The sequence below is a fragment of the Bradyrhizobium nivariense genome (genome assembly GCF_029846695.2).
Taxonomy (GTDB): domain Bacteria; phylum Pseudomonadota; class Alphaproteobacteria; order Rhizobiales; family Xanthobacteraceae; genus Bradyrhizobium.
The window spans coordinates 64937-82593 of record NZ_JARWCR020000025.1; the positions used below are offsets into that span (position 1 = coordinate 64937).

The 17657-nt window shown below is 64.3% G+C and carries 17 protein-coding genes; 7 read left to right on the top strand and 10 right to left on the bottom strand.

The genetic code is table 11. The features are described from left to right. Nucleotides 1-4 precede the first annotated feature (4 nt). On the bottom strand, nucleotides 5-856 hold the full coding sequence (locus QCM77_RS21460) for an enoyl-CoA hydratase (protein ID WP_279661282.1): 852 nt from the start codon (nucleotides 854-856) through the stop codon (nucleotides 5-7). 173 nt (nucleotides 857-1029) lie between these two features. Between QCM77_RS21460 and QCM77_RS21465 the strand changes: the two genes are divergently transcribed. The 3 genes from QCM77_RS21465 (at nucleotide 1030) to QCM77_RS21475 (ending at nucleotide 3228) form a co-directional block, all read left to right on the top strand. Continuing rightward, on the top strand, nucleotides 1030-1638 hold the full coding sequence (locus QCM77_RS21465) for a LemA family protein (RefSeq protein ID WP_279661281.1): 609 nt from the start codon (nucleotides 1030-1032) through the stop codon (nucleotides 1636-1638). Between the two features lie 198 nt (nucleotides 1639-1836). Continuing rightward, on the top strand, nucleotides 1837-2727 hold the full coding sequence (locus QCM77_RS21470) for a TPM domain-containing protein (RefSeq protein WP_279684755.1): 891 nt from the start codon (nucleotides 1837-1839) through the stop codon (nucleotides 2725-2727). Nucleotides 2728-2730: 3 nt separating this feature from the next. Further along, a complete protein-coding gene (locus QCM77_RS21475; RefSeq protein ID WP_279661279.1) occupies nucleotides 2731-3228 on the top strand; it encodes a TPM domain-containing protein in 498 nt (165 codons plus the stop codon). A gap of 207 nt (nucleotides 3229-3435) precedes the next feature. Here the strand turns inward: QCM77_RS21475 and QCM77_RS21480 are convergent, their stop codons facing one another. Then, nucleotides 3436-4248, bottom strand: a complete 813-nt coding sequence (locus QCM77_RS21480) for an MBL fold metallo-hydrolase (RefSeq protein WP_279661278.1) — start codon at nucleotides 4246-4248, stop codon at nucleotides 3436-3438. Further along, nucleotides 4245-4616 (bottom strand): Crp/Fnr family transcriptional regulator, encoded by a 372-nt coding sequence (locus tag QCM77_RS21485; RefSeq protein WP_279661277.1) that lies wholly within the window; start codon nucleotides 4614-4616, stop codon nucleotides 4245-4247. Before QCM77_RS21485 ends, QCM77_RS21480 begins: the two co-directional genes overlap by 4 nt. 288 nt (nucleotides 4617-4904) lie before the next feature. On the opposite strand from QCM77_RS21485, the gene QCM77_RS21490 reads away from it, so the two are divergent. The 3 genes from QCM77_RS21490 (at nucleotide 4905) to QCM77_RS21500 (ending at nucleotide 7743) form a co-directional block, all read left to right on the top strand. Continuing rightward, nucleotides 4905-5909 carry a hypothetical protein gene (locus tag QCM77_RS21490; protein ID WP_279684765.1) on the top strand — a complete coding sequence of 335 codons (1005 nt, stop codon included), beginning with the start codon at nucleotides 4905-4907 and terminating at the stop codon, nucleotides 5907-5909. 93 nt (nucleotides 5910-6002) lie between these two features. Continuing rightward, nucleotides 6003-7553 (top strand): hypothetical protein, encoded by a 1551-nt coding sequence (locus QCM77_RS21495; RefSeq protein ID WP_279661276.1) that lies wholly within the window; start codon nucleotides 6003-6005, stop codon nucleotides 7551-7553. Between the two features lie 25 nt (nucleotides 7554-7578). Then, a complete protein-coding gene (locus tag QCM77_RS21500) occupies nucleotides 7579-7743 on the top strand; it encodes a hypothetical protein (RefSeq protein ID WP_177243364.1) in 165 nt (54 codons plus the stop codon). 8 nt (nucleotides 7744-7751) lie between these two features. Here the strand turns inward: QCM77_RS21500 and QCM77_RS21505 are convergent, their stop codons facing one another. The 3 genes from QCM77_RS21505 to putA all read right to left on the bottom strand — a co-directional run bounded on the left by QCM77_RS21505 (nucleotide 7752) and on the right by putA (nucleotide 12932). After that, the gene (locus QCM77_RS21505; RefSeq protein WP_279661274.1) at nucleotides 7752-8399 is read right to left on the bottom strand and encodes a glutathione S-transferase family protein; all 648 of its coding nucleotides are present in this window, start codon (nucleotides 8397-8399) and stop codon (nucleotides 7752-7754) included. Nucleotides 8400-8615: 216 nt separating this feature from the next. Then, entirely contained in the window at nucleotides 8616-9821 is a 1206-nt protein-coding gene (locus QCM77_RS21510; RefSeq protein ID WP_279661273.1) for a CaiB/BaiF CoA transferase family protein, read from the bottom strand. Nucleotides 9822-9932: 111 nt separating this feature from the next. After that, nucleotides 9933-12932 (bottom strand): bifunctional proline dehydrogenase/L-glutamate gamma-semialdehyde dehydrogenase PutA, encoded by a 3000-nt coding sequence (gene putA / locus QCM77_RS21515; protein ID WP_279661272.1) that lies wholly within the window; start codon nucleotides 12930-12932, stop codon nucleotides 9933-9935. Nucleotides 12933-13046: 114 nt separating this feature from the next. Here putA and QCM77_RS21520 point away from each other — a divergent pair, with 114 nt between their 5' ends. Next, on the top strand, nucleotides 13047-13508 hold the full coding sequence (locus tag QCM77_RS21520; RefSeq protein ID WP_279661271.1) for an Lrp/AsnC ligand binding domain-containing protein: 462 nt from the start codon (nucleotides 13047-13049) through the stop codon (nucleotides 13506-13508). A 170-nt stretch (nucleotides 13509-13678) separates the two neighbouring features. Here the strand turns inward: QCM77_RS21520 and QCM77_RS21525 are convergent, their stop codons facing one another. The 4 genes from QCM77_RS21525 to QCM77_RS21540 all read right to left on the bottom strand — a co-directional run bounded on the left by QCM77_RS21525 (nucleotide 13679) and on the right by QCM77_RS21540 (nucleotide 17569). Then, a complete protein-coding gene (locus QCM77_RS21525; protein ID WP_007596519.1) occupies nucleotides 13679-13879 on the bottom strand; it encodes a cold-shock protein in 201 nt (66 codons plus the stop codon). 197 nt (nucleotides 13880-14076) lie between these two features. Beyond that, entirely contained in the window at nucleotides 14077-14385 is a 309-nt protein-coding gene (sorB, locus tag QCM77_RS21530) for a SorB family sulfite dehydrogenase c-type cytochrome subunit (RefSeq protein WP_279684758.1), read from the bottom strand. Between the two features lie 13 nt (nucleotides 14386-14398). Continuing rightward, nucleotides 14399-15598 carry a SorA family sulfite dehydrogenase catalytic subunit gene (sorA, locus tag QCM77_RS21535; protein ID WP_279661269.1) on the bottom strand — a complete coding sequence of 400 codons (1200 nt, stop codon included), beginning with the start codon at nucleotides 15596-15598 and terminating at the stop codon, nucleotides 14399-14401. Between the two features lie 237 nt (nucleotides 15599-15835). Then, a complete protein-coding gene (locus tag QCM77_RS21540; RefSeq protein ID WP_279661268.1) occupies nucleotides 15836-17569 on the bottom strand; it encodes an adenylate/guanylate cyclase domain-containing protein in 1734 nt (577 codons plus the stop codon). Between the last annotated feature and the right edge of the window lie 88 nt (nucleotides 17570-17657).

Here is a 17657-nt window from a genome sequence, read left to right on the forward strand (position 1 = left end):
GTGTCTACTCCGCGGCCGGCGGCTTGCGCACGGAGGGGTGCAGGCCGGATGGATCGACGATCATGCCGAATTCCTGAAGATTATGCGCGTGACAGAGCTGATGCAGCGCAAAGGCCTGGTCGATTGCGGCCGGCTGGCCCATCACGTCAATCGAACGATTCACCGCCTCCTTGGTCAGCTTCAGCGCAAAGGACGGTTTTGATGCGATGCGGCGCGCCAGCGCCAGCACGGCGGCCGACAGCTCCGCGCGCGGCACGATCTGGTTGACCATGCCGAGCTGGTGCGCCTCCTGCGCGCTCCATGTGTCGGCGGTGAACAGAAACTCCTTGGCCTTGCGCGGGCCGAGCTCCCAGGGGTGCACGAACCATTCGACGCCGCAGACGCCCATGGTGACCACGGGATCGCAGAACTGCGCATCGTCACTGGCGACGATGAGATCGCAGGCCCAGGCCAGCATCAGGCCGCCGGCGATGCACTTGCCGTGCACTTCGGCAATGGTCGGCTTGGCGAGGTTGCGCCAGCGCCGCGTGATCTGGAGATAGATCTCCTGCTCGCGCGCAAAGCGGCCATGGGCGTTTGGTTCAGCGAAGCCGCCCCAATTTCCGATCGGCGGAAAATCGACACCCGCGGCATTCTTGCTGCCGGATCGCAGGTCATGGCCTGAGGAGAAGTGCGGACCATTGCCGGCGAGAATGATCACCTTGACCGTATCGTCCTGCACCGCCTCATCGAAGGCGGCGTTGAGATCGTAGGTCATTTGCAGGTTCTGCGCGTTGCGCGCGTCGGGCCGGTTCATCACGATCCGGGTAATCGCCGGCTCCGGCCTCTCCACGAGGATGGTCTCGAACGAGGTCATCGCGTTCCCCTTGGCGTTTCCGGTTTGATCTTGTTGTTTGGCCAAGTTGACTATGTCGGCCAGTGATAGGCAAGAGGCTTGCGTCAGGCGGCTGCTTTTCGCGCCCCCAAGATGTCTGGCATCTCGCGCGCGCAATCTGGTAGTTTGCGCCAGATTCCACCGGGAGAAATTTGATGCGCAAGATCCTGACCGTGCTGGCGGCGCTGGCCTCGCTGAGCCTCACCGATTGCGGCTACAACGCGATCCAGAGCGAGGACGAGCAGATCAAGGCCAACTGGTCCGAGGTCGTGAACCAGTATCAGCGCCGCGCCGATCTCGTGCCCAACCTCGTCAACTCGGTGAAGGGTTTTGCGCAGCAGGAGAAGGATGTGCTGCTCGGCGTCACCAATGCCCGCGCCAAGGTCGGCAGTATCCAGGCGACGCCCGAGGTGCTGAACGATCCTGCCGCATTCCAGAAATTCCAGGCTGCCCAGGGTGAGCTCTCCGGCGCGCTGTCGCGGCTGCTCGTGGTCACCGAAAACTACCCGCAGCTCAAGTCGGATGCGCTGTTCAAGGATTTGATGTCGCAGCTCGAGGGCACCGAGAACCGCATCACGGTGGCGCGCAACCGCTATATCAAGGCGGTGCAGGACTATAACGTCACCATCCGCTCGTTCCCGAGCAACCTCACCGCGATGATGTTCAGCTACAAGGAGAAGCCGAACTTCTCGGTCGGGAACGAGAAGGAAATCTCGACCGCACCGAAGGTCGATTTCAATCCGGCGCCCGCGCCGTCGAAGTAAGTGCGTTCGCCCCCGATGCATGCCCCACCCACCGCCGTCATTCCCCGCGAAAGCGGGGAATCCAGTACGCCGCGGCTTCACCGTATCTCGCCGGCGTCTCTGGAATACTGGATCGCCCGGTCCCGACTTCGCCAAGGGCTTCGCCGGGCTCCTCGATATTGGGCCGGCAAAGCGTCAGCGAAGACGGCAAGCCGGGCGATGACAGCGAGTGTGTGGTGGCGTGTTGCGATCACAGTCGCGCTGCTCTTCGCCTTTGCGCTTCCCGCCTCAGCCGATGTCGCCATACCCCAACTCACCGGCCGCGTGGTCGATCAGACCGGCACGCTCTCCAGCGGCGACGTCGCCGCGCTGTCGCAAAAGCTGCAGGACTTCGAGACGCGCAAGGGCAGCCAGGTCGCCGTCCTGATCGTGCCGACGACGGACCCGGAGACGATCGAGCAGTTCTCGATCCGCGTTGCGGAGGCCTGGAAGCTCGGGCGCAAGAAGATCGACGACGGCGCGATCCTGGTGGTCGCCAAGAACGACCGGCATTTGCGCATCGAGGTCGGCTACGGGCTCGAAGGCGCGCTCACCGACGTCACCTCGCGGCGCATCATTGACGAGGGCATCACGCCAAAGTTCCGAACGGGCGACTTCGCCGGCGGCATCACGGCGGGCGTCGATCGCATGATCCGCGTCATCGACGGCGAGCCGCTGCCGACGCCCTCGCGCAGCGTGAATTTCGGCAACTGGAACGATATCGAGCCGCTTTTTTACTTCGTGCTGTTCGGTCCGCTGGTCATCGGCGGCATCCTGCGCTCCATATTCGGGCGGCTGTTCGGTTCGGGGATAACTGGAGCGATCGTCGGTGTCCTCGCCTGGTTCGTGATCGGCTCCGCGGTCATCGGACTGGGCGTCGGCGTGCTTGGCGCTGTCCTGACCTTTATCGCCGATCTGTTCGGGGCGGGATCGGGCACGGGATCGTCGCGCGGCGGCTCGTGGTCGAGCGGCTCCTCATCCGGCGGCTGGAGCAGCGGGTCGTCGTCGAGCGGCGGCTTCAGTGGCGGTGGCGGTAGTTTTGGCGGGGGCGGCGCCTCGGGGAGCTGGTAAGTCATGAGCATCAAGCGCATCGCCCGGCATCTGCTCCAGCACCATTGGCGTGCCAAGCGGGTGTTTCCCAAAGGCGTGCTCGACCGCATCGAGCAGGCGATCAAGCGCGGCGAAGCCAGCCATTCCGGCCAGGTCCGTTTCGTGGTCGAAGGCGCGCTCGACGGCGGGCCGCTGTTTCGCAACCAACCCGCGCGCGAGCGCGCGCTCGACGTGTTCTCGCATCTGCGGATATGGGATACCGCGCACAACAACGGCGTCCTGATCTATCTCCTGCTCGCCGACCGCGACGTCGAGATCGTCGCCGATCGCGGCATCGATGCGAAGGTTGGTGCCGAGCGTTGGGAGAGTATCTGCCGTGCAATGGAGGCGGAGTTTCGCTCCGGCCAGTTCGAGCGCGGCGTGATCGACGGAATCGAGGCCGTGTCGCTGGAATTGGCAAGGCATTTCCCGCTAAGCGGATCGCATCCCAACGAGCTGCCGGATGCGCCGGTGGTGATGTAACTCCTGCAAGCAGGCGGTGATGGAGTTCCGATGTCGTCCTGGCGAAAGCCAGGACCCATTACCCCAGGGAGACGTTTGGCGAAGATTTATGGTTCGGTACGCCTGGTGCGTACAACCGATGGACCTCGCGGTATGGGTCCTGGCTTTCGCCAGGACGACGTTGTGGGGGCATCGGTGCTTCGCCTCGCGGACGGACGCCTGTGGCCCCTAATCATCCAGCTTATTCAAATCCCGCACCGACTGCATGATCGGCTCGAAGTTCGAGCGCGCATCCAGCGCGTCGAACAATTGCGCGGTGTCGTCCAGCAATCCATGCGACCTCGCAATCGCGATGCGGACGTCTTGCTGCGGTGTGTCCGATAGCCGCCCGTGCCCCGACAACAGGATCTTCGAGTCTAGCCCCTTCAGCCGCTCCAGCGACTGGATGTAGTCGGCGATGCTGCCCGAGCCGAACACGCCGCCCATCACGCCGCCGGGCATCAGCGTGTCGGCGGCGAACAGCAGGCCCTTATCCTGGTCGAACAGCGTGATGCAGGCCGAGGTGTGGCCCGGGGTGTACATCACGTTGAGGCGGAAATTGCCGAGGTCGATCAGATTGCCCTCCTCGAGCCAGATGTCGATGTTAACAGGCACGTTCGGCTCGTTGAACATCTTTCGCAGCATCGAGAAGTCGTCGCGCAGCATGATCTTGTTGGCGGCGAGGCGATGGGCGGCGACGAAGGTGCGGCGCTCGTTAAAGTGCCAGGCTGCGCCGATGTGGTCGAGATGCTCGTGGCTGAGCACCACCATGTCGATCTTCTCCGGCGGGCAGCCGACGAAGTTCAGGCATTCTACCATCGCCGCATAGTTCGAGGACAGCCCGGCATCGATCAGGATGGTCCGCGCCGAGCCGCGCACGAGATAGACGTTGGCGGCGCGATTGGAGAAACGGATCTGGTAGACGTCGTCCGCCGCCTGGATCAGCGAGCAGGTGTCGTTCTTCATCAGGACCGGAAAGTCCGTCGGCTTGCCGTCGCTCATGATTGGGCCGCCCGGTAGCTGACCGCGTTGGCGGCGCGCAGGCGCTTCGACAGAGCGTCCATCACCATCAGCGCAAACGCCGGCTGCTGGCTGACGAGATAGACGAAGCGGGCATGGTTGACCCTCATCACCTTCGTGTTCGGCGCTGCTGCGATCGCGGTCGCCGAACGTGCGGAGCCGTCGATCACGGCCATCTCGCCGAAGAATTCGCCCTTGCCGAGTTTGACGATGCTGGTCTTGCCGGCGCCGCTGATCTTGGCGATCTCGACCTCCCCGTCGAGGACAACGAACAACTCGCGGCCGGTCGAGCCCTCCTCGAAGATGATGTCATCGACGCCAAACTCGTTGATGCACTTCTCGATCGTCATGACACCCCCAAGGGCCTTCTGGAGCCGTTCTGGCTGACAGGACAGTCATGTTAGCCGGGTAACAGGGACGGGCAAACAGCCCGCTCGGCGAGAGCATGGCCTGCCGCAAGGCCGCCCCGCTGACAATTTGTTGCACGCCGCCACACCGGTTCCACTTTCCCGGCCAAATTCGGCCCCGGATGAGTTCCTAAAATTTTGGTAAGCGGGTCCGCAGGTAAGGAATTCGCAAGCAATGAAAGTTACCAAAAGGTCAACCGAGACTGGAGTATTTGAGCCGTGAGCGAACCAATGCCCGAGCAGGCCGTCCAGGATACTGGCGTCGCTGAAGCCGCAGCGACCGTGCCGCAGGCCGTCGAGGCTGCTGGAATCGAGGCCCCCTCGATTGCCCCCGACCACGAGGCGCCGCCCAAGCCTGATCCAGTCAAGCCTGATCCAGTCAAGGTTGAGCCGCCAAAAATCGAGGCATCGAGGATCGAGGTGCCGAAGTTCGAAGCCAAAGCCGAGACCAAAGCCGAGACCAAGTCCGAGACCAAGTCCGAGCCAAAGCCCGGCAAGCTCATCGTCATGGCACCCGCGGAGCGGTCCTGGGACCGTGAGGAGTTTGCGCCGCATGTGAAGGCGGACGAGCCGCGCGAGACCGGCGGCAAGCGCCGCTTGTCGGCGATGGCCGCGGTGGTGGCGATTGCGGCCAGCGTCGGCGCCATCAGCGGCGCGCTCGCGACCGCCGGCATGATGCACTTCGCCGCCCCCGCGCCGGCACAGGTCGCCGACACCAGCGCGCTGGAATCCTCGGTCGCCCGGATCGACGCCGATGTCGTCGCGCTCAAGGCCAATTTCGAGCACACCTCCAAGACCGGCCTCGGTCAGTTCAACCGGGCCAACGACCGTCTCGACAAGCTCGAGAAGGCGCAGGCCGAGCCGATGGCCAAAATCGCAAAGCTGTCCGAGACCGTCGACAAGCTCCGTGCCACCCCGCCGGCAGCCCCCGCCCAGACCGCAGCCGCCGTGCCCGCGAAAGAAACCACCGGCTCGATCGCGCCGACCCAGGTTGCGACCGCAGCAGCTGCGCCGGCGCCCGCCGCACCCAAGACGGAGGTCGGCCGGCTGCCGACGGTCGAAGGCTGGGTGCTGCGCGACGTCTCCAACGGCGGCGCATTGGTCGAGGGCCGCGGTGGCCTCTACGAGGTCTACGCCGGCGACCCCATCCCGGGGGTTGGCCGTGTCGACGCGATCCGCCGCCAAGACGGCCGCTGGGTCGTCGTCACCAGCAAGGGCCTGATCGTCGCGCGCTGAGCGGCTCATATCCGACTTGCAAAGAGGCGCTTCACCACCATGTGAAGCGCCTTTTTGCTTGAATAGCAGTCCCTGCGCGGTGTTACCTAGGGCATGAGCCGCGCGTTGCGAATTCTCGTTGCCGCTGCCGCATTGTTTGGCGGCGCTGTTTCGATTTCGGCGGCAGAGACCGCGCCACTCACGCGCGGCACGGCGATCACCGATCCCGATCTCCTGCGCGAGCTCGACCAGCACGATGCACTCACGATCTCGCGCCTGTTGTGGCCGGAGCGGAACGCGAGCTTTCCGCTGACGACCGATCTGATGTTCTCGTGGTTGCCGCAGCTCAAGGAAATTCCCCCCGCGATCGACGCGGAGCTCGACCGCTACGTCGCCCGGCAAAAAGCGGCCTATCCGACCGAGACCATCGGCGTCGGCGAAGGCTTTGACGTGCAATTGTTCGATCGGGCCAATCTGAAATCCGGCGACACTCGTTTCGTGCTGGCCGGCATCGTCAATCGCATGGACCGCGCCTATGTCTCGGAAGAGTCCTGCGGCGAGATCCGACTGGTCTACCGTCTCGCGCGTTTCGAGACCAAGCCGGACGGCGGCAGGACAGCGGCGCGGCTGCCGATGACGCTCAATCTGGTGATGAAGGCGCGCGATGCGCGCCAGACGGACGGGAGCGGCAAGCCGATCACCTGCGCCGAGGTCGCGCGACGCTGGCTCGGCAATGGCGACTGGCAGGGGCTGATCGGCAGCAGCTTTTATCCTTTCGATGCGATGCTTGATCGCATCGAGACCAACATCCAGATCTCGGTTGCGCCGAGATCGGCGCTGCACGATTTCCGCTCCGACTATCTGCTCAAGGTGTTCAAGTACGACGCCGCTTCGAAGACGTTCGAGGAATCGACGATGGAGAACCAGATCGATCGTGACCGCATCCTCGCCGACAATGATCTCCGGCGCGACTTCAGGGATTGGCTGCTTGCGCCCGATCATCTTCGCGACTTCGATCGCGGCACGATACTGATCCCGGAAAAATTCCTGGCCAAGGCCGCGATCGTGCCGACGCCCGCCGGCCTCGATGCTTCCTCGTTGCAGCCGGAGTTCGGCATGATGCAAGGGGAGGGCAAGGAAGAGGGCAAGGGCGAGCCTGTTTTCACCGACAATGACGTGGTCGGTGCGCTGAAGCAGGCGGCGGCGCGCGGCATCGACATGCAGAACGTCCGCTCGGTCGCGGGTTTCCAGCGCCGCCTCAACGACGTCACCTGTGCCGGCTGCCACCAGACCCGCGGCATCGGCGGCTTTCATTTCCCGGGCGTCGATTGGCTTGCGGACAAGCCGTCCAACGCCACGATCGTGCCGGCCTCGCCGCATTTTCTTGGCGACCAGGTGCGCCGCCGCGACATTCTGACCGCGATTGCCGCAGGCAAACGCCCTGATTTCTCACGCGGATTTGCCAGTCGACCGCAGACCCGCGGTAGCAATGAGCTGGCCGGGACCGAATATCAGGACGGCTGGGGCGCGCATTGTTCCCTGGGAAATGCGGGATCGGGATCGGTTGACAGGAGTTTTACGTCATGGAGCTGTGCTAAAGATTTGACCTGTCAGGCTGCTTCGGCCTCGCACCGCATCGGCATGTGCTTCATCAAGACGCGTTAGGCACACAAAGCGATTTGGATGACCCATGACGGACACCAGCGACGCCAACAAGGAGCGCAATCGCGAGATCGCGCGCAATGAAGAAGCCAAGCAGGTCACCGGCAGCATCCGCGTCAGCACCTGGGCGGTCGCGGTCGTCGTCATCATCGGCGGAATCCTGTTCACGCTCGGCTGGCTGGCGCTGCGATAGCAGGGCCATCATTTCGCGTAATTCGTCATCCGCTTGCCGGGCAGCAGCTCGTAGGCCGGCTGCCAGCCGGGCAGTGCGGCCATGCGGCCAAGCCAGGCGTGGATGGCGGGATGGCTTTCCGCGAAATCGAAGCCGTGCTCGTCGCTCGGATAGTGCAGATAGGCCATCATCGAAATATCGGCGACCGTCGGCTTGGTGCCGGTCGCGAATTCATTGTGCTGGAGATGGCCGTCGAGAATGCCGAGAAAATCCTCGAGCCGCCGGCGAAAGTGCTTCATCACCTGCGGATCGTTGTTTTGCGTGAACGCGCGCATGAAGCGGTAGGTCGCCATGTAGCCGGTGAGCTTGTGGTTGTCCCAGAACAGCCAGCGCAGCAGCTCGAACTTTTCATCCGCCGTCTCGCCGCCGAAACGGCCGTATTGTTCGGCGAGCCTGAGCAGGACCGGCGCGGTTTGCGTCATCTTCACACCGTCGACTTCGAGCACGGGAATCTCGCCCATCTCGTTCACGCTCTTGCGCCATTCTGGCGTGCGCGTGACGCCGCCGCCAAAGTCGGTCCAGACCGGCTCGAACCTCTCGCCGCAAAGCGTCAGCATCAGCGCCAGCTTGTAGCTGTTGCCGGATTCGGGGAAGTAGTGCAGGCGATAGCTGGGCATGGGACCTCGCAATGACGGTGATTGTTGAAGCGATCTACGTCCCCAACGTCGTCCCGGCCTAGTGCGCAATTGCGCACGAAGGCCGGGACCCATAACCACCGAACGTGGTTTGGCGAAGACTTGGAGTTACCAGCTTCGTCCGACAACTTCCTCTCTGGGATATGGGTCCCGGCCTTCGCCGGGACGACAGCGTGGATGTATCACCAGCGGAGCCTCTTAGCCCACCGCTCCCGACCCTCGCAGCTGCTTGATCGCGGCCTCGTCGTATCCCGCGCCACGCAAAATCTCGTCACTGTGCTCGCCGACGCCGGGCGGCTTGCGTGGCTGCACTTTCTTGGCGCCGTCGATCCAGATCGGGCTGGAGATGGTGAGCATGGTGTCGTTCTCGAACGGCACCAGCACCTCGTTGTCGAGCATCTGCTTGTCGTTGGGAATGTCGTCCAAAATGCCAACGATGCCGAACACCAGCCCGTTGCCGTCGAGGATCTTTCGCCATTCGGCGAGATCCTTGGTCGCGAAGGTCTCGTCAAAGATCTTGATCAGCTCGATCGAGCGGGCGTGACGGTCGGGTTTGGTGGCGAAACGCGGATCGGTGATGAGGTCTTCGCGGCCCAGACACTTGGCCAGCGTCGGAAACTGCTTCTCCTCGCTCAGCAGCGACAGGATCAGCCAGCGGCCGTCCTTGCACTGGTAGTGGTTGGCGACCGCGTTCAGCGCGCGTTCGCGTGGCCGCCGCTCGGCGAACTTGGCGCCGCAGAGTTTTGCCTGCGCCAGCACGCTGGCGGCCCACACGCCGTTCGCCATCAAATTGGAGGCGACATGCGAGCCCTTGCCGGTCTTCTCGCGCTGATAGAGCGCGGTGACGATGGCACCGTAGAACGCCATGGCGCAGGGATGGTCACCCATGCCGGCGACCGAGCGGGCCGGCGTCGTGTCGGTGTCGGCGCGGACGAGGTCCATCAGGCCGGAACGCGCCCAATAGGCGTTGCTGTCGAAGCCGGGCTTGTTGGCCTCTTCGCCCTTCTCGCCATAGCCGGTGAAGGAGGCGTAGATCAGCCGGTCGTTGAGATGGGCGAGGTGGTCATAGGTGATGCCGAGCTTGGCGCGCACCGGTGGCGGCATGTTGGTGATGAAGACGTCGGCCTCTTCCACGAGCTTGCAGAGCACGGCCTGCGCCTCGGGCTTTGCGAGGTCAAGCGCGATGCTCTTCTTGTTGCGGGCCTCAAGCAGCCAGGCGAAATTGTGCTCACTGGTCGGATAGCCCGGAATGTTGGGCAGATTGCGGTAGGGATCGCCGGTGCCGGGCGGTTCGATCTTGACGACGTCAGCGCCGAAATCCGACAGCACGGTCGCGGCCGCGGGCGCTGCGATGAAGCTCGCGCAGTCCAGAACCTTGAGCCCTGCAAAAATGCCCTTTTCCATCGCGGCGTTGCTCCCTCACTTATGTTGTTTCCCGCGCGCTGGAATTGGCGGGGCAAGCCATGGGAGCATTAGACCGATGTTTTGCCGGGATGCAACGCTCCTCGCGGCGCCTCACTCATCCCCTGCGAGCAGGGCAGCGTTGCCGCCGGCTGCTGCGGTGTTGATCGTCACGGTCTGCTCGGTCGCAAAGCGCGCGAGGTAGTGCGGACCGCCGGCTTTCGGGCCGGTTCCGGACAGGCCGTTGCCACCGAACGGCTGCACGCCGACCACGGCGCCGATCATGTTGCGGTTGACATAGATGTTGCCGATCTGGACCCGGTCGACGATGGCCTCGATCGTATCGTCGATGCGCGAATGGACGCCGAGCGTCAGCCCGTAGCCGCTGCGCTCGATGGCTTGCAGGACGCGTTCGAGATTTTCGGCACGATAACGCACGACGTGGAGGACCGGGCCGAACACCTCCTCGGTGAGCTGGCCGGCATCCCTAAGCTCGAAAATATGCGGTGCGACGAAGCAGCCTTCCGGCGCGGTGCCGGCAAAGTGCAGCCGCGCCTCGGTCTTCAGCCGTGCGATGTGCGCATCGAGGCGCTGCTTGGCCTCAACGTCGATCACCGGACCGATATGGGTCGCGACGTCGCTGGGATCGCCGATCTTCAACTCGCGCGCCGCGCCCGCGATCATCTCGATCATGCGGTCGGCGACGTCCTCCTGCACGAACAGCAGCCGCAGCGCCGAGCAGCGCTGGCCGGCGGAACGAAACGCCGAGGTGACGACATCGTCCGCGACCTGCTCGGGCAACGCAGTCGCATCCGCGATCATGGTGTTGATGCCGCCGGTCTCCGCGATCAGCGGCACGATCGGTCCGTCCTTGGCAGCCAGTGCCCGGTTGATGCTGCGCGCGACCTCCGTCGAGCCGGTGAAGACGACGCCGGCGATGTCGGGATGCGCCGTCAGCACTGCGCCGATGCGGCCGTCGCCGGTGACGAGATGCAGCGCGCTTGCCGGGATGCCGGCCTCGTGCAGCAGAGCTACGGCCTCGCGTGCGATGCGCGGCGTCTGCTCGGCGGGTTTTGCCACCACGCTGTTGCCGGCCATCAGCGCTGCCGTGACCTGGCCGAGGAAGATCGCCAGCGGAAAATTCCACGGCGAGATCGCCACGAAGACGCCGCGGCCGCGCATGGCGAGCGTGTTGCTCTCGCCGGTCGGGCCTCGCATCGCCACATCGTTGCCGAAAAGCTTGCGGCCCTGCGCGGCATAGTAGCGGCAGAAGTCGGCGGCCTCGCGCAGCTCCGACTGTGCATCGTCGAGCGTCTTGCCGCCCTCGCGTTGCAGCAGCGCGATAAAATGGGGCGCGCGGTTCTCCAGGAGATGCGCGGCCTGCTCCAACGCCGCCGCGCGTGTGGCTGCCGGAGTCCGGCTCCAGGCGGTGAAGCCCGCGCGCGCTGCGGCCACGGCCGCATGGGCCTGATCCGGCGTTGCCTCAGTGATCGACTTGAGCTCGGCCGTCTCGGCCTTGACCTCCGTCAGCAACCGGTCGAGCGCGGCACGCGCGCCGAATTCGACGCCACGTGAATTGCGCCGCTCGGGGGCGTAGAGGTCGCCCGGCAGCGGAATTTTGGCATGGGCCGCCTGCTGCGGCCGGACGATGGCATCCGCTGGACGTTGCAACAGCGCCGTAACAGGCACGCGATAATCGGCGGCCTGCGCCACGAAGGAGGAATTGGCACCGTTCTCCAACAGTCGCCGCACCAGATAGGCAAGCAGGTCGCGATGGCTGCCGACCGGGGCGTAGGTGCGGTAGGTAATATCGGGGTGATCCTTGGCGAGCTGCTCGTAGAGCGCCTCGCCCATGCCGTGCAGGCGCTGGAATTCGAAGCCGCCGTTCTCACCGGCAAGCTCCAGCACGGTCGCGACGCTCAGCGCGTTGTGGGTGGCGAATTGCGGGAAGATGCGCGGCCGCAAGCCGAGCAGTTTTGACGCGCAGGCGACGAAGTTCAGATCCGTCATCGCCTTGCGCGTGAACACGGGGTAGCCGTCGAGCCCGCGCTCCTGCGCGCGCTTGATCTCGGTGTCCCAATAGGCGCCCTTGACCAGCCGCACCATCAGCTTGCGGTCATGCGCGTGGGCGAGCGCGTCGACATAGTCGATCACGGCGCTGGCGCGCTTCTGATAGGCCTGGATCGCGAGGCCAAATCCGTCCCAACCGGCAAGCGAGGGATCGGCGAGCGTTGCCGCGATCACGTCGAGCGACAGCTCCAGCCGGTCGGCTTCCTCGGCGTCCACGGTGAAGTTGAGATCATGGACCTTGGCGCGCTGCGCCAGGTCCAGCAGTTGCGGCACCAATTCAGCCATCACGCGCTCGCGGCTGACCGCCTCGAAGCGCGGATGCAGCGCCGAGAGTTTGACGGAGATACCGGGCCGATCGGGCAAAGGATGGCTGCCGGCGGACCTGCCGATGGTTTCTATCGCGCTCGCATAGGCGTCGAAATAGCGCTTGGCGTCAGCGGCCGTGCGCGCGCCTTCGCCGAGCATGTCGAAGGAATAGCGCGGCCTCTCACCGGAACGCGGCCGGCCCCGCTCCAGCGCCTGCTCGATGGTTTCCCCCAGCACGAAATGATCGCCCATCAGCCGCATCGCCTGGCGCGTGGCGGTGCGCACGGCCGGTGCGCCGAGCCGCTTCACCAGCCGGCCGATGGTGCCGTCGGGCGTCTCGCCGGGCTGGATCACCCGCGCCGACAGGCCCAGTGCCCAGGCCGAGGCGTTGACCAGGAAGGCCGTGGACTTGGTCTCGTGGTGGATGAAATCGCCCTCGCCGAGCTTGTCCTCGATGAACTGGTCGGCGGTGCGCGCGTCCGGCACGCGCAACAGCGCCTCGGCCAGCACCATCAAAGCAAGTCCTTCTTTGGTCGAGAGCGCGAACTCCCGCAGCATGTCCTCGACCCCGCCGAGCCGGTCGTCGCGCTTGCGGATGGCCTCGATCAGCCGCGTCGCGGTGCGATCGATCCGCGCCTCCTGTGGCGGACCGAGATGGGAGGCCGGCAAGAGGCGCGCAGCGATCTCGGCATCATCGGGCGCGTAGGGGGCGATGAAGGGAGGCGGAATGTTCGGCATGGCGTGTCCTGTGGCTCAAATCCAGGATAATGCCCGCGCCACCGTAGCTCGATAGACAAATTAGCTGATTTGGCTTAGAAAATTAAGGTCATCAGCCATATGACCTTAGAAGATATGGAACTCGATCGAATCGACCGGAAGATCCTCTCGATTTTGCAGCAGGACGGGCGAATCGCCAATGTCGAGCTCGCCGAACGCATCGGGCTGTCTCCGACCTCGATCGGCGAGCGGCTGAAGCGTTTGCAGCGAGAGGGTTTTATCGAGGGCTATGGCGCGCGGCTCAACCCGCACCGGCTCGGCCTCGGGCTCCTGGTGTTCGTCGAGGTGCTACTCGACAAGACCACGCCCGACAATTTCGAGCGCTTTGCCCGCGCGGTGAAACTCGCGCCCGAAGTGCTGGAGTGTCACATGGTTGCCGGCGGATTCGACTATCTTGTGAAGGCGCGGCTGGCAGACATGACCGCGTATCGGCGGTTCCTCGGCGAGACCTTGCTGTCGATGCCGGGCGTGCGCGAGACGCGAACCTATGCGGTGATGGAAGAGATCAAGCGCGACGCACCGTTGCCGGTGGACTAACGAAGTGCTGTCGCGATTGTCATTGCTGTGGCGTTGAACGGGCGGTCTTCGCGGGCAAACAGTTCTCCGTGTGCAATCGCAACGCCTGTCGTCGAATGCACTGACCGTCTTCCAAAATTTTCTTGGCCCGGCTCCCGAATCGATCCGGGAGCTAGCAAAAGCCGGCGGGCTTATACTTTGAGGTTCTCTGCGGAGCTTTTGCCTCGGTTTGCGATCTCTTCATATTCCACCGTCTGTCCTTCGTTCAGGGACGACAGACCGGCTTTCTGCACTGCCGAGATATGCACGAACACATCCTTGCCGCCCGACGCAGGCTGGATAAATCCATAACCCTTCGTCGGGTTGAACCACTTGACCGTACCTTTAGCCATCACGACTTCTCCGCGGGTCTTCCTCCGAGATCTCGAACCGCCAGTCCCCGCCAACCGGCCGGTTCGGTCCTATTACGATACGCGGAATGTGGCCGGCTTGGTAGCTCAAACCACATCGGCATTTCGCCGAATTCCGCTCAACTTCGCGGCGTTTTTGCCGGTTTTGCCCGTTTCGCGGTCAATTGAGCGGCACGCCGTCAATACGTCGTGGCCAGATAATCGACGATCTTGCCGACATCGGCATCGTCGATCGGCGCGCCATAGACCTTGATCATCTTGGTCACCTCGGCTTGCCAGAAGCCTTTCTTGTCCTTGATCGGCGGCTGCGTGGCGATGTAGTCGGACGAGTGGCAGGCGGTGCAATTGCCCTGCACCACCTCGAGATTGGGCCCGGGCTTGAACACGGCGACCTCGTCGGGCGTCTTGTAGTTGACCGGTGCTCCAAATGCCGAACCCACCATTGCGGCGAGGGCGAGCGTAATGGCGGGGAGAACGGTGCGGTGCATGATCATTCTCCCTTCAGGCCACGCTGACGCGGACGGTTTCGACCACGTTGCGCAAATAACCCGCCGGATTCCAGCGCGGCGTATCCGGCTGGGTTTCGCCGCCATTGCCGGTGGCGCGCACCTTGAGCTCATAGGCGCCCGCCGCGAGCTTCACCGGCAGCTTCCATTCACGGAATGAGTATTTGCCGAAATCCTTGCCGAGCCTGGCGATGGTCCAGGTCTTGCCGCCGTCGGTCGAGACCGCGACCTCCTTGATGCCCTTGCCTCCGTCGAAGGCGATGCCGCGCAGTGTCGTGCCGCCTGCTTTCAGCTTGGCTCCGTCATTGAGGCTGGTGATGAAGGAACGGATGGTGAGGCGGTTGATCGGGATCGTCGCCTTCGGCGCCGTGCCCGGCTCGACCGCATTGTTCGGGGTGTCCGGAATGCGATAGGCCGACTTCATCCAGAAGCCGTCATAGACGTTGTCGACGACGGTGATCTCGTTGAGATGCTTGACCCAGTAGGTGCCGTAATAGCCGGGCACGATCAGGCGCAGCGGGAAGCCGTTGAGGAACGGCAGGTCCTCGCCGTTCATGCCATAGGCCAGCATCACCTCGCCGTCGGTGGCGTGATCGATATCGAGCGCCTTGACGAAATCGGGCGTCTTGTCGCTGACCGGGCCGTCCATGCCGTTGAAGGTAACTTGCTTCGCGCCGCTCTGCACGCCCGCCATCGCCAGCACCGCCTTCAGCGGCACGCCGCGCCAGCGCGCATTGCCCATCGCGCCGTTGGCGAGCTGTCCGCCGGCGACGCGCGGCTCGAAGAAGCCGCGGCTGTTGCCGGAGCACTGGTTGACGGCGACGATCTCGCTCGCCTTCATCTTCAAGATGTCCTTCAGCGACAGTTTTAGCGGCTTGTCGACCTTGCCCTTGATCTCGAGCGTGAACTTGTCGGGGTCGAGATTGTAGGGCAGGTCGGAAAGGTGATAGCGCACGAAGAACGCATTATTCGGCGTGATAGGGCCGTCGTTGAACACCGCGAATGGCGTCTCGAGCTGCGGCGGCCGGCTGGTCAGGCCGATCATCGGCCGCTTCTGCGGATATTTCACCAATGGCCGTTCGCCATTGGCGAAGGGCAGGGTGACGGTGTCGAGTGCCAGCGCTTTGGTTGAGTTCAGTGCGGCCGTAATAGCGGCAAGGCCCGCTCCTTTGAGCAGGTCGCGTCGATCGAACATGTGGTCTCCTCCCGGAGCTTTTCGTTGGATAACGGTCATCATCGCGATCCCGCGCTCATCTGTCGCAACGATTGAGGTGAAGTCAATTCGTGCTTTCGCAGCAGGCCCATGCCGTTGCGTTGCAGCAAGCCGGTGTTATGCCGCGATGATCTTCGGTTTGATGGATCAATCCCGCCGCGGGCTCGCTGCAACCTCTCCCGCAAGCGGGAGAGGGAGCGCACCGCCTTCGTGGCTGCCTTACGCCGCTACGCGCTCGCCGCGATCGACTAGCACGGACAGCTTCCTGGCGTCCGCGACGACGCGCACGGCCATCGGTTCGTCGCGGCCGCGGATCGCGACCTCCTGCTGCGGCAGCGCATCGTCGGCGAGGCCCGCGGTGCGGCGAACTTCCTCCGAGACGATCGCTTCGCAGGCCAGTGTCTTGGTCATGTCCTGGAGCCGGGCCGCGACGTTGACGGCATCGCCCAGCGCCGTGAAGACGATGTGATCGCGATAACCGATGTCGCCGATGATGACCTCGCCGCCGTGGATGCCGATGCCGAAGCGGATCGGCTGGCGCAGATCGTGGCCCAGGAGCTCGTTGAGCTCGTCGATATGCATGGCGATCCCGGCGGCGGCCTTCAGCGCCTGCCGGCAGGCGGTCTGCGGATCGGCGCTCAGCCCGAACAGCGCCAGCATGCCGTCGCCGACGAACTGGTTCGGCTGGCCGCCATTCTCGATCACGGCCTGCGAGACCGCGCCGAGGAAGCGGTTGACGATGAACACGGTGTCGAACGGCAGCCGCTTCTCGGCCAGCTGCGTCGAGCCGCGCATGTCCACGAACAGGCTGACGAGATAGCGCTCCTGGCCGATTCTGGCGGGCGTCGAGACCTGCGCGTTCGCCGACAGGGTATGGGCGGTGAAGAGCTGGAAGAAGGAGAGATCCGACGTCGGCCGCAGCTGGCAGGCGAGCCTGATCGAGGGATCGCTGGTGCCGACACGGGTGAGCACGAACGCCTCGCGCTGCGACGGCTCGGGCAGGGCGCCATGATCGCCGATGATGCGGATGCGGCAGGTCGAGCAGCGGGCGCGGCCGCCGCAGACGCTGGCATGCGGCACATTGTGGCGCAGGCTTGCTTCCAGCACGGAGAGGCCCTTGGGGACGCGCACCGTCTTGCCGTTGCCGTAGGACAGCGCGATCATGCCGCCGCGCCGCTCGCGCAAGGCGCGCCCGCCGCGCGCCAGCAGCGCCAGGGCGAGCAGTCCGAGATAGCCGGCGGTGAGGCCGCCGGTGATGCGGTCGAGCGTCGCGGCCTCGGCAGCCGTGCCAAGCTGGCGGCGCGTGAGATTATGCGTCCGCCATTCCCCGTCATCGGCCTCGACCTCGACGCTGCGGCCGCCCTGGTAGACACCCAGCAGCGCCAGCGTCGGGATCAGCACGGCGGCCGCGAGCAGATAGGGCGCGGCGCGCGTGAAGAACGGTTTGAGGCGAAGCCAGAAGTAGATGCCGATGCAGCCGTGCACCCAGGCGATGAGAAGCAGGATCGTCATCGTCCAGATCCGACCCGGCGACGCGACGAAGAACAGATAGAGTTCCTGCGGGTAGAGTTTTTGGTGTCCATAAAGCGTCTGGCCGAGCCGCACGCCGATCACATGCGCCATGACCAGCGCGGGGATGCTCAAGCCCAGCACGAGCTGCAGCGGCTCGACCGTCCGCCAGCGGAACTGCCGGCGCTGATACAGCGCGTAGATGCCGAGCCCCATATGCGTGAGCGCCGCCGTGTAAAACATGATCGCAACCGGCAGGAACTGCCAGAATAGCGTGTGGTAGTAGACCCCCATCTCCATGGCATCGACCGAGATGTTGCCGAGCGCATGGTTGAGGAAATGGCTGACCACATAGGCGAACAGGATGACGCCGCAGATCAGCCGCACCTGGCGTATGCTGGTCGCGCGGAGGAGTTCGGACATCTGTGCAGGGGCGGTGGCCATGATTCGCTTGTATCAGTTCACCAAGGAGAACAGCCAGCGTAGCGTTTAATTCCGGGGGGTGGGCAGCTTGCGGGATCACATACGCGGC

Excerpts from the sequence above, each read along its gene's own strand:
- QCM77_RS21460 (WP_279661282.1), bottom strand. The coding sequence starts at position 856 with ATGACCTCGTTCGAGACCATCCTCGTGGAGAGGCCGGAGCCGGCGATT.
- QCM77_RS21465 (WP_279661281.1), top strand. The coding sequence starts at position 1,030 with ATGCGCAAGATCCTGACCGTGCTGGCGGCGCTGGCCTCGCTGAGCCTC.
- QCM77_RS21470 (WP_279684755.1), top strand. The coding sequence starts at position 1,837 with ATGACAGCGAGTGTGTGGTGGCGTGTTGCGATCACAGTCGCGCTGCTC.
- QCM77_RS21475 (WP_279661279.1), top strand. The coding sequence starts at position 2,731 with ATGAGCATCAAGCGCATCGCCCGGCATCTGCTCCAGCACCATTGGCGT.
- QCM77_RS21480 (WP_279661278.1), bottom strand. The coding sequence starts at position 4,248 with ATGAGCGACGGCAAGCCGACGGACTTTCCGGTCCTGATGAAGAACGAC.
- QCM77_RS21485 (WP_279661277.1), bottom strand. The coding sequence starts at position 4,616 with ATGACGATCGAGAAGTGCATCAACGAGTTTGGCGTCGATGACATCATC.
- QCM77_RS21490 (WP_279684765.1), top strand. The coding sequence starts at position 4,905 with ATGCCCGAGCAGGCCGTCCAGGATACTGGCGTCGCTGAAGCCGCAGCG.
- QCM77_RS21495 (WP_279661276.1), top strand. The coding sequence starts at position 6,003 with ATGAGCCGCGCGTTGCGAATTCTCGTTGCCGCTGCCGCATTGTTTGGC.
- QCM77_RS21500 (WP_177243364.1), top strand. The coding sequence starts at position 7,579 with ATGACGGACACCAGCGACGCCAACAAGGAGCGCAATCGCGAGATCGCG.
- QCM77_RS21505 (WP_279661274.1), bottom strand. The coding sequence starts at position 8,399 with ATGCCCAGCTATCGCCTGCACTACTTCCCCGAATCCGGCAACAGCTAC.
- QCM77_RS21510 (WP_279661273.1), bottom strand. The coding sequence starts at position 9,821 with ATGGAAAAGGGCATTTTTGCAGGGCTCAAGGTTCTGGACTGCGCGAGC.
- putA (WP_279661272.1), bottom strand. The coding sequence starts at position 12,932 with ATGCCGAACATTCCGCCTCCCTTCATCGCCCCCTACGCGCCCGATGAT.
- QCM77_RS21520 (WP_279661271.1), top strand. The coding sequence starts at position 13,047 with ATGGAACTCGATCGAATCGACCGGAAGATCCTCTCGATTTTGCAGCAG.
- QCM77_RS21525 (WP_007596519.1), bottom strand. The coding sequence starts at position 13,879 with ATGGCTAAAGGTACGGTCAAGTGGTTCAACCCGACGAAGGGTTATGGA.
- sorB (WP_279684758.1), bottom strand. The coding sequence starts at position 14,385 with ATGCACCGCACCGTTCTCCCCGCCATTACGCTCGCCCTCGCCGCAATG.
- sorA (WP_279661269.1), bottom strand. The coding sequence starts at position 15,598 with ATGTTCGATCGACGCGACCTGCTCAAAGGAGCGGGCCTTGCCGCTATT.
- QCM77_RS21540 (WP_279661268.1), bottom strand. The coding sequence starts at position 17,569 with ATGGCCACCGCCCCTGCACAGATGTCCGAACTCCTCCGCGCGACCAGC.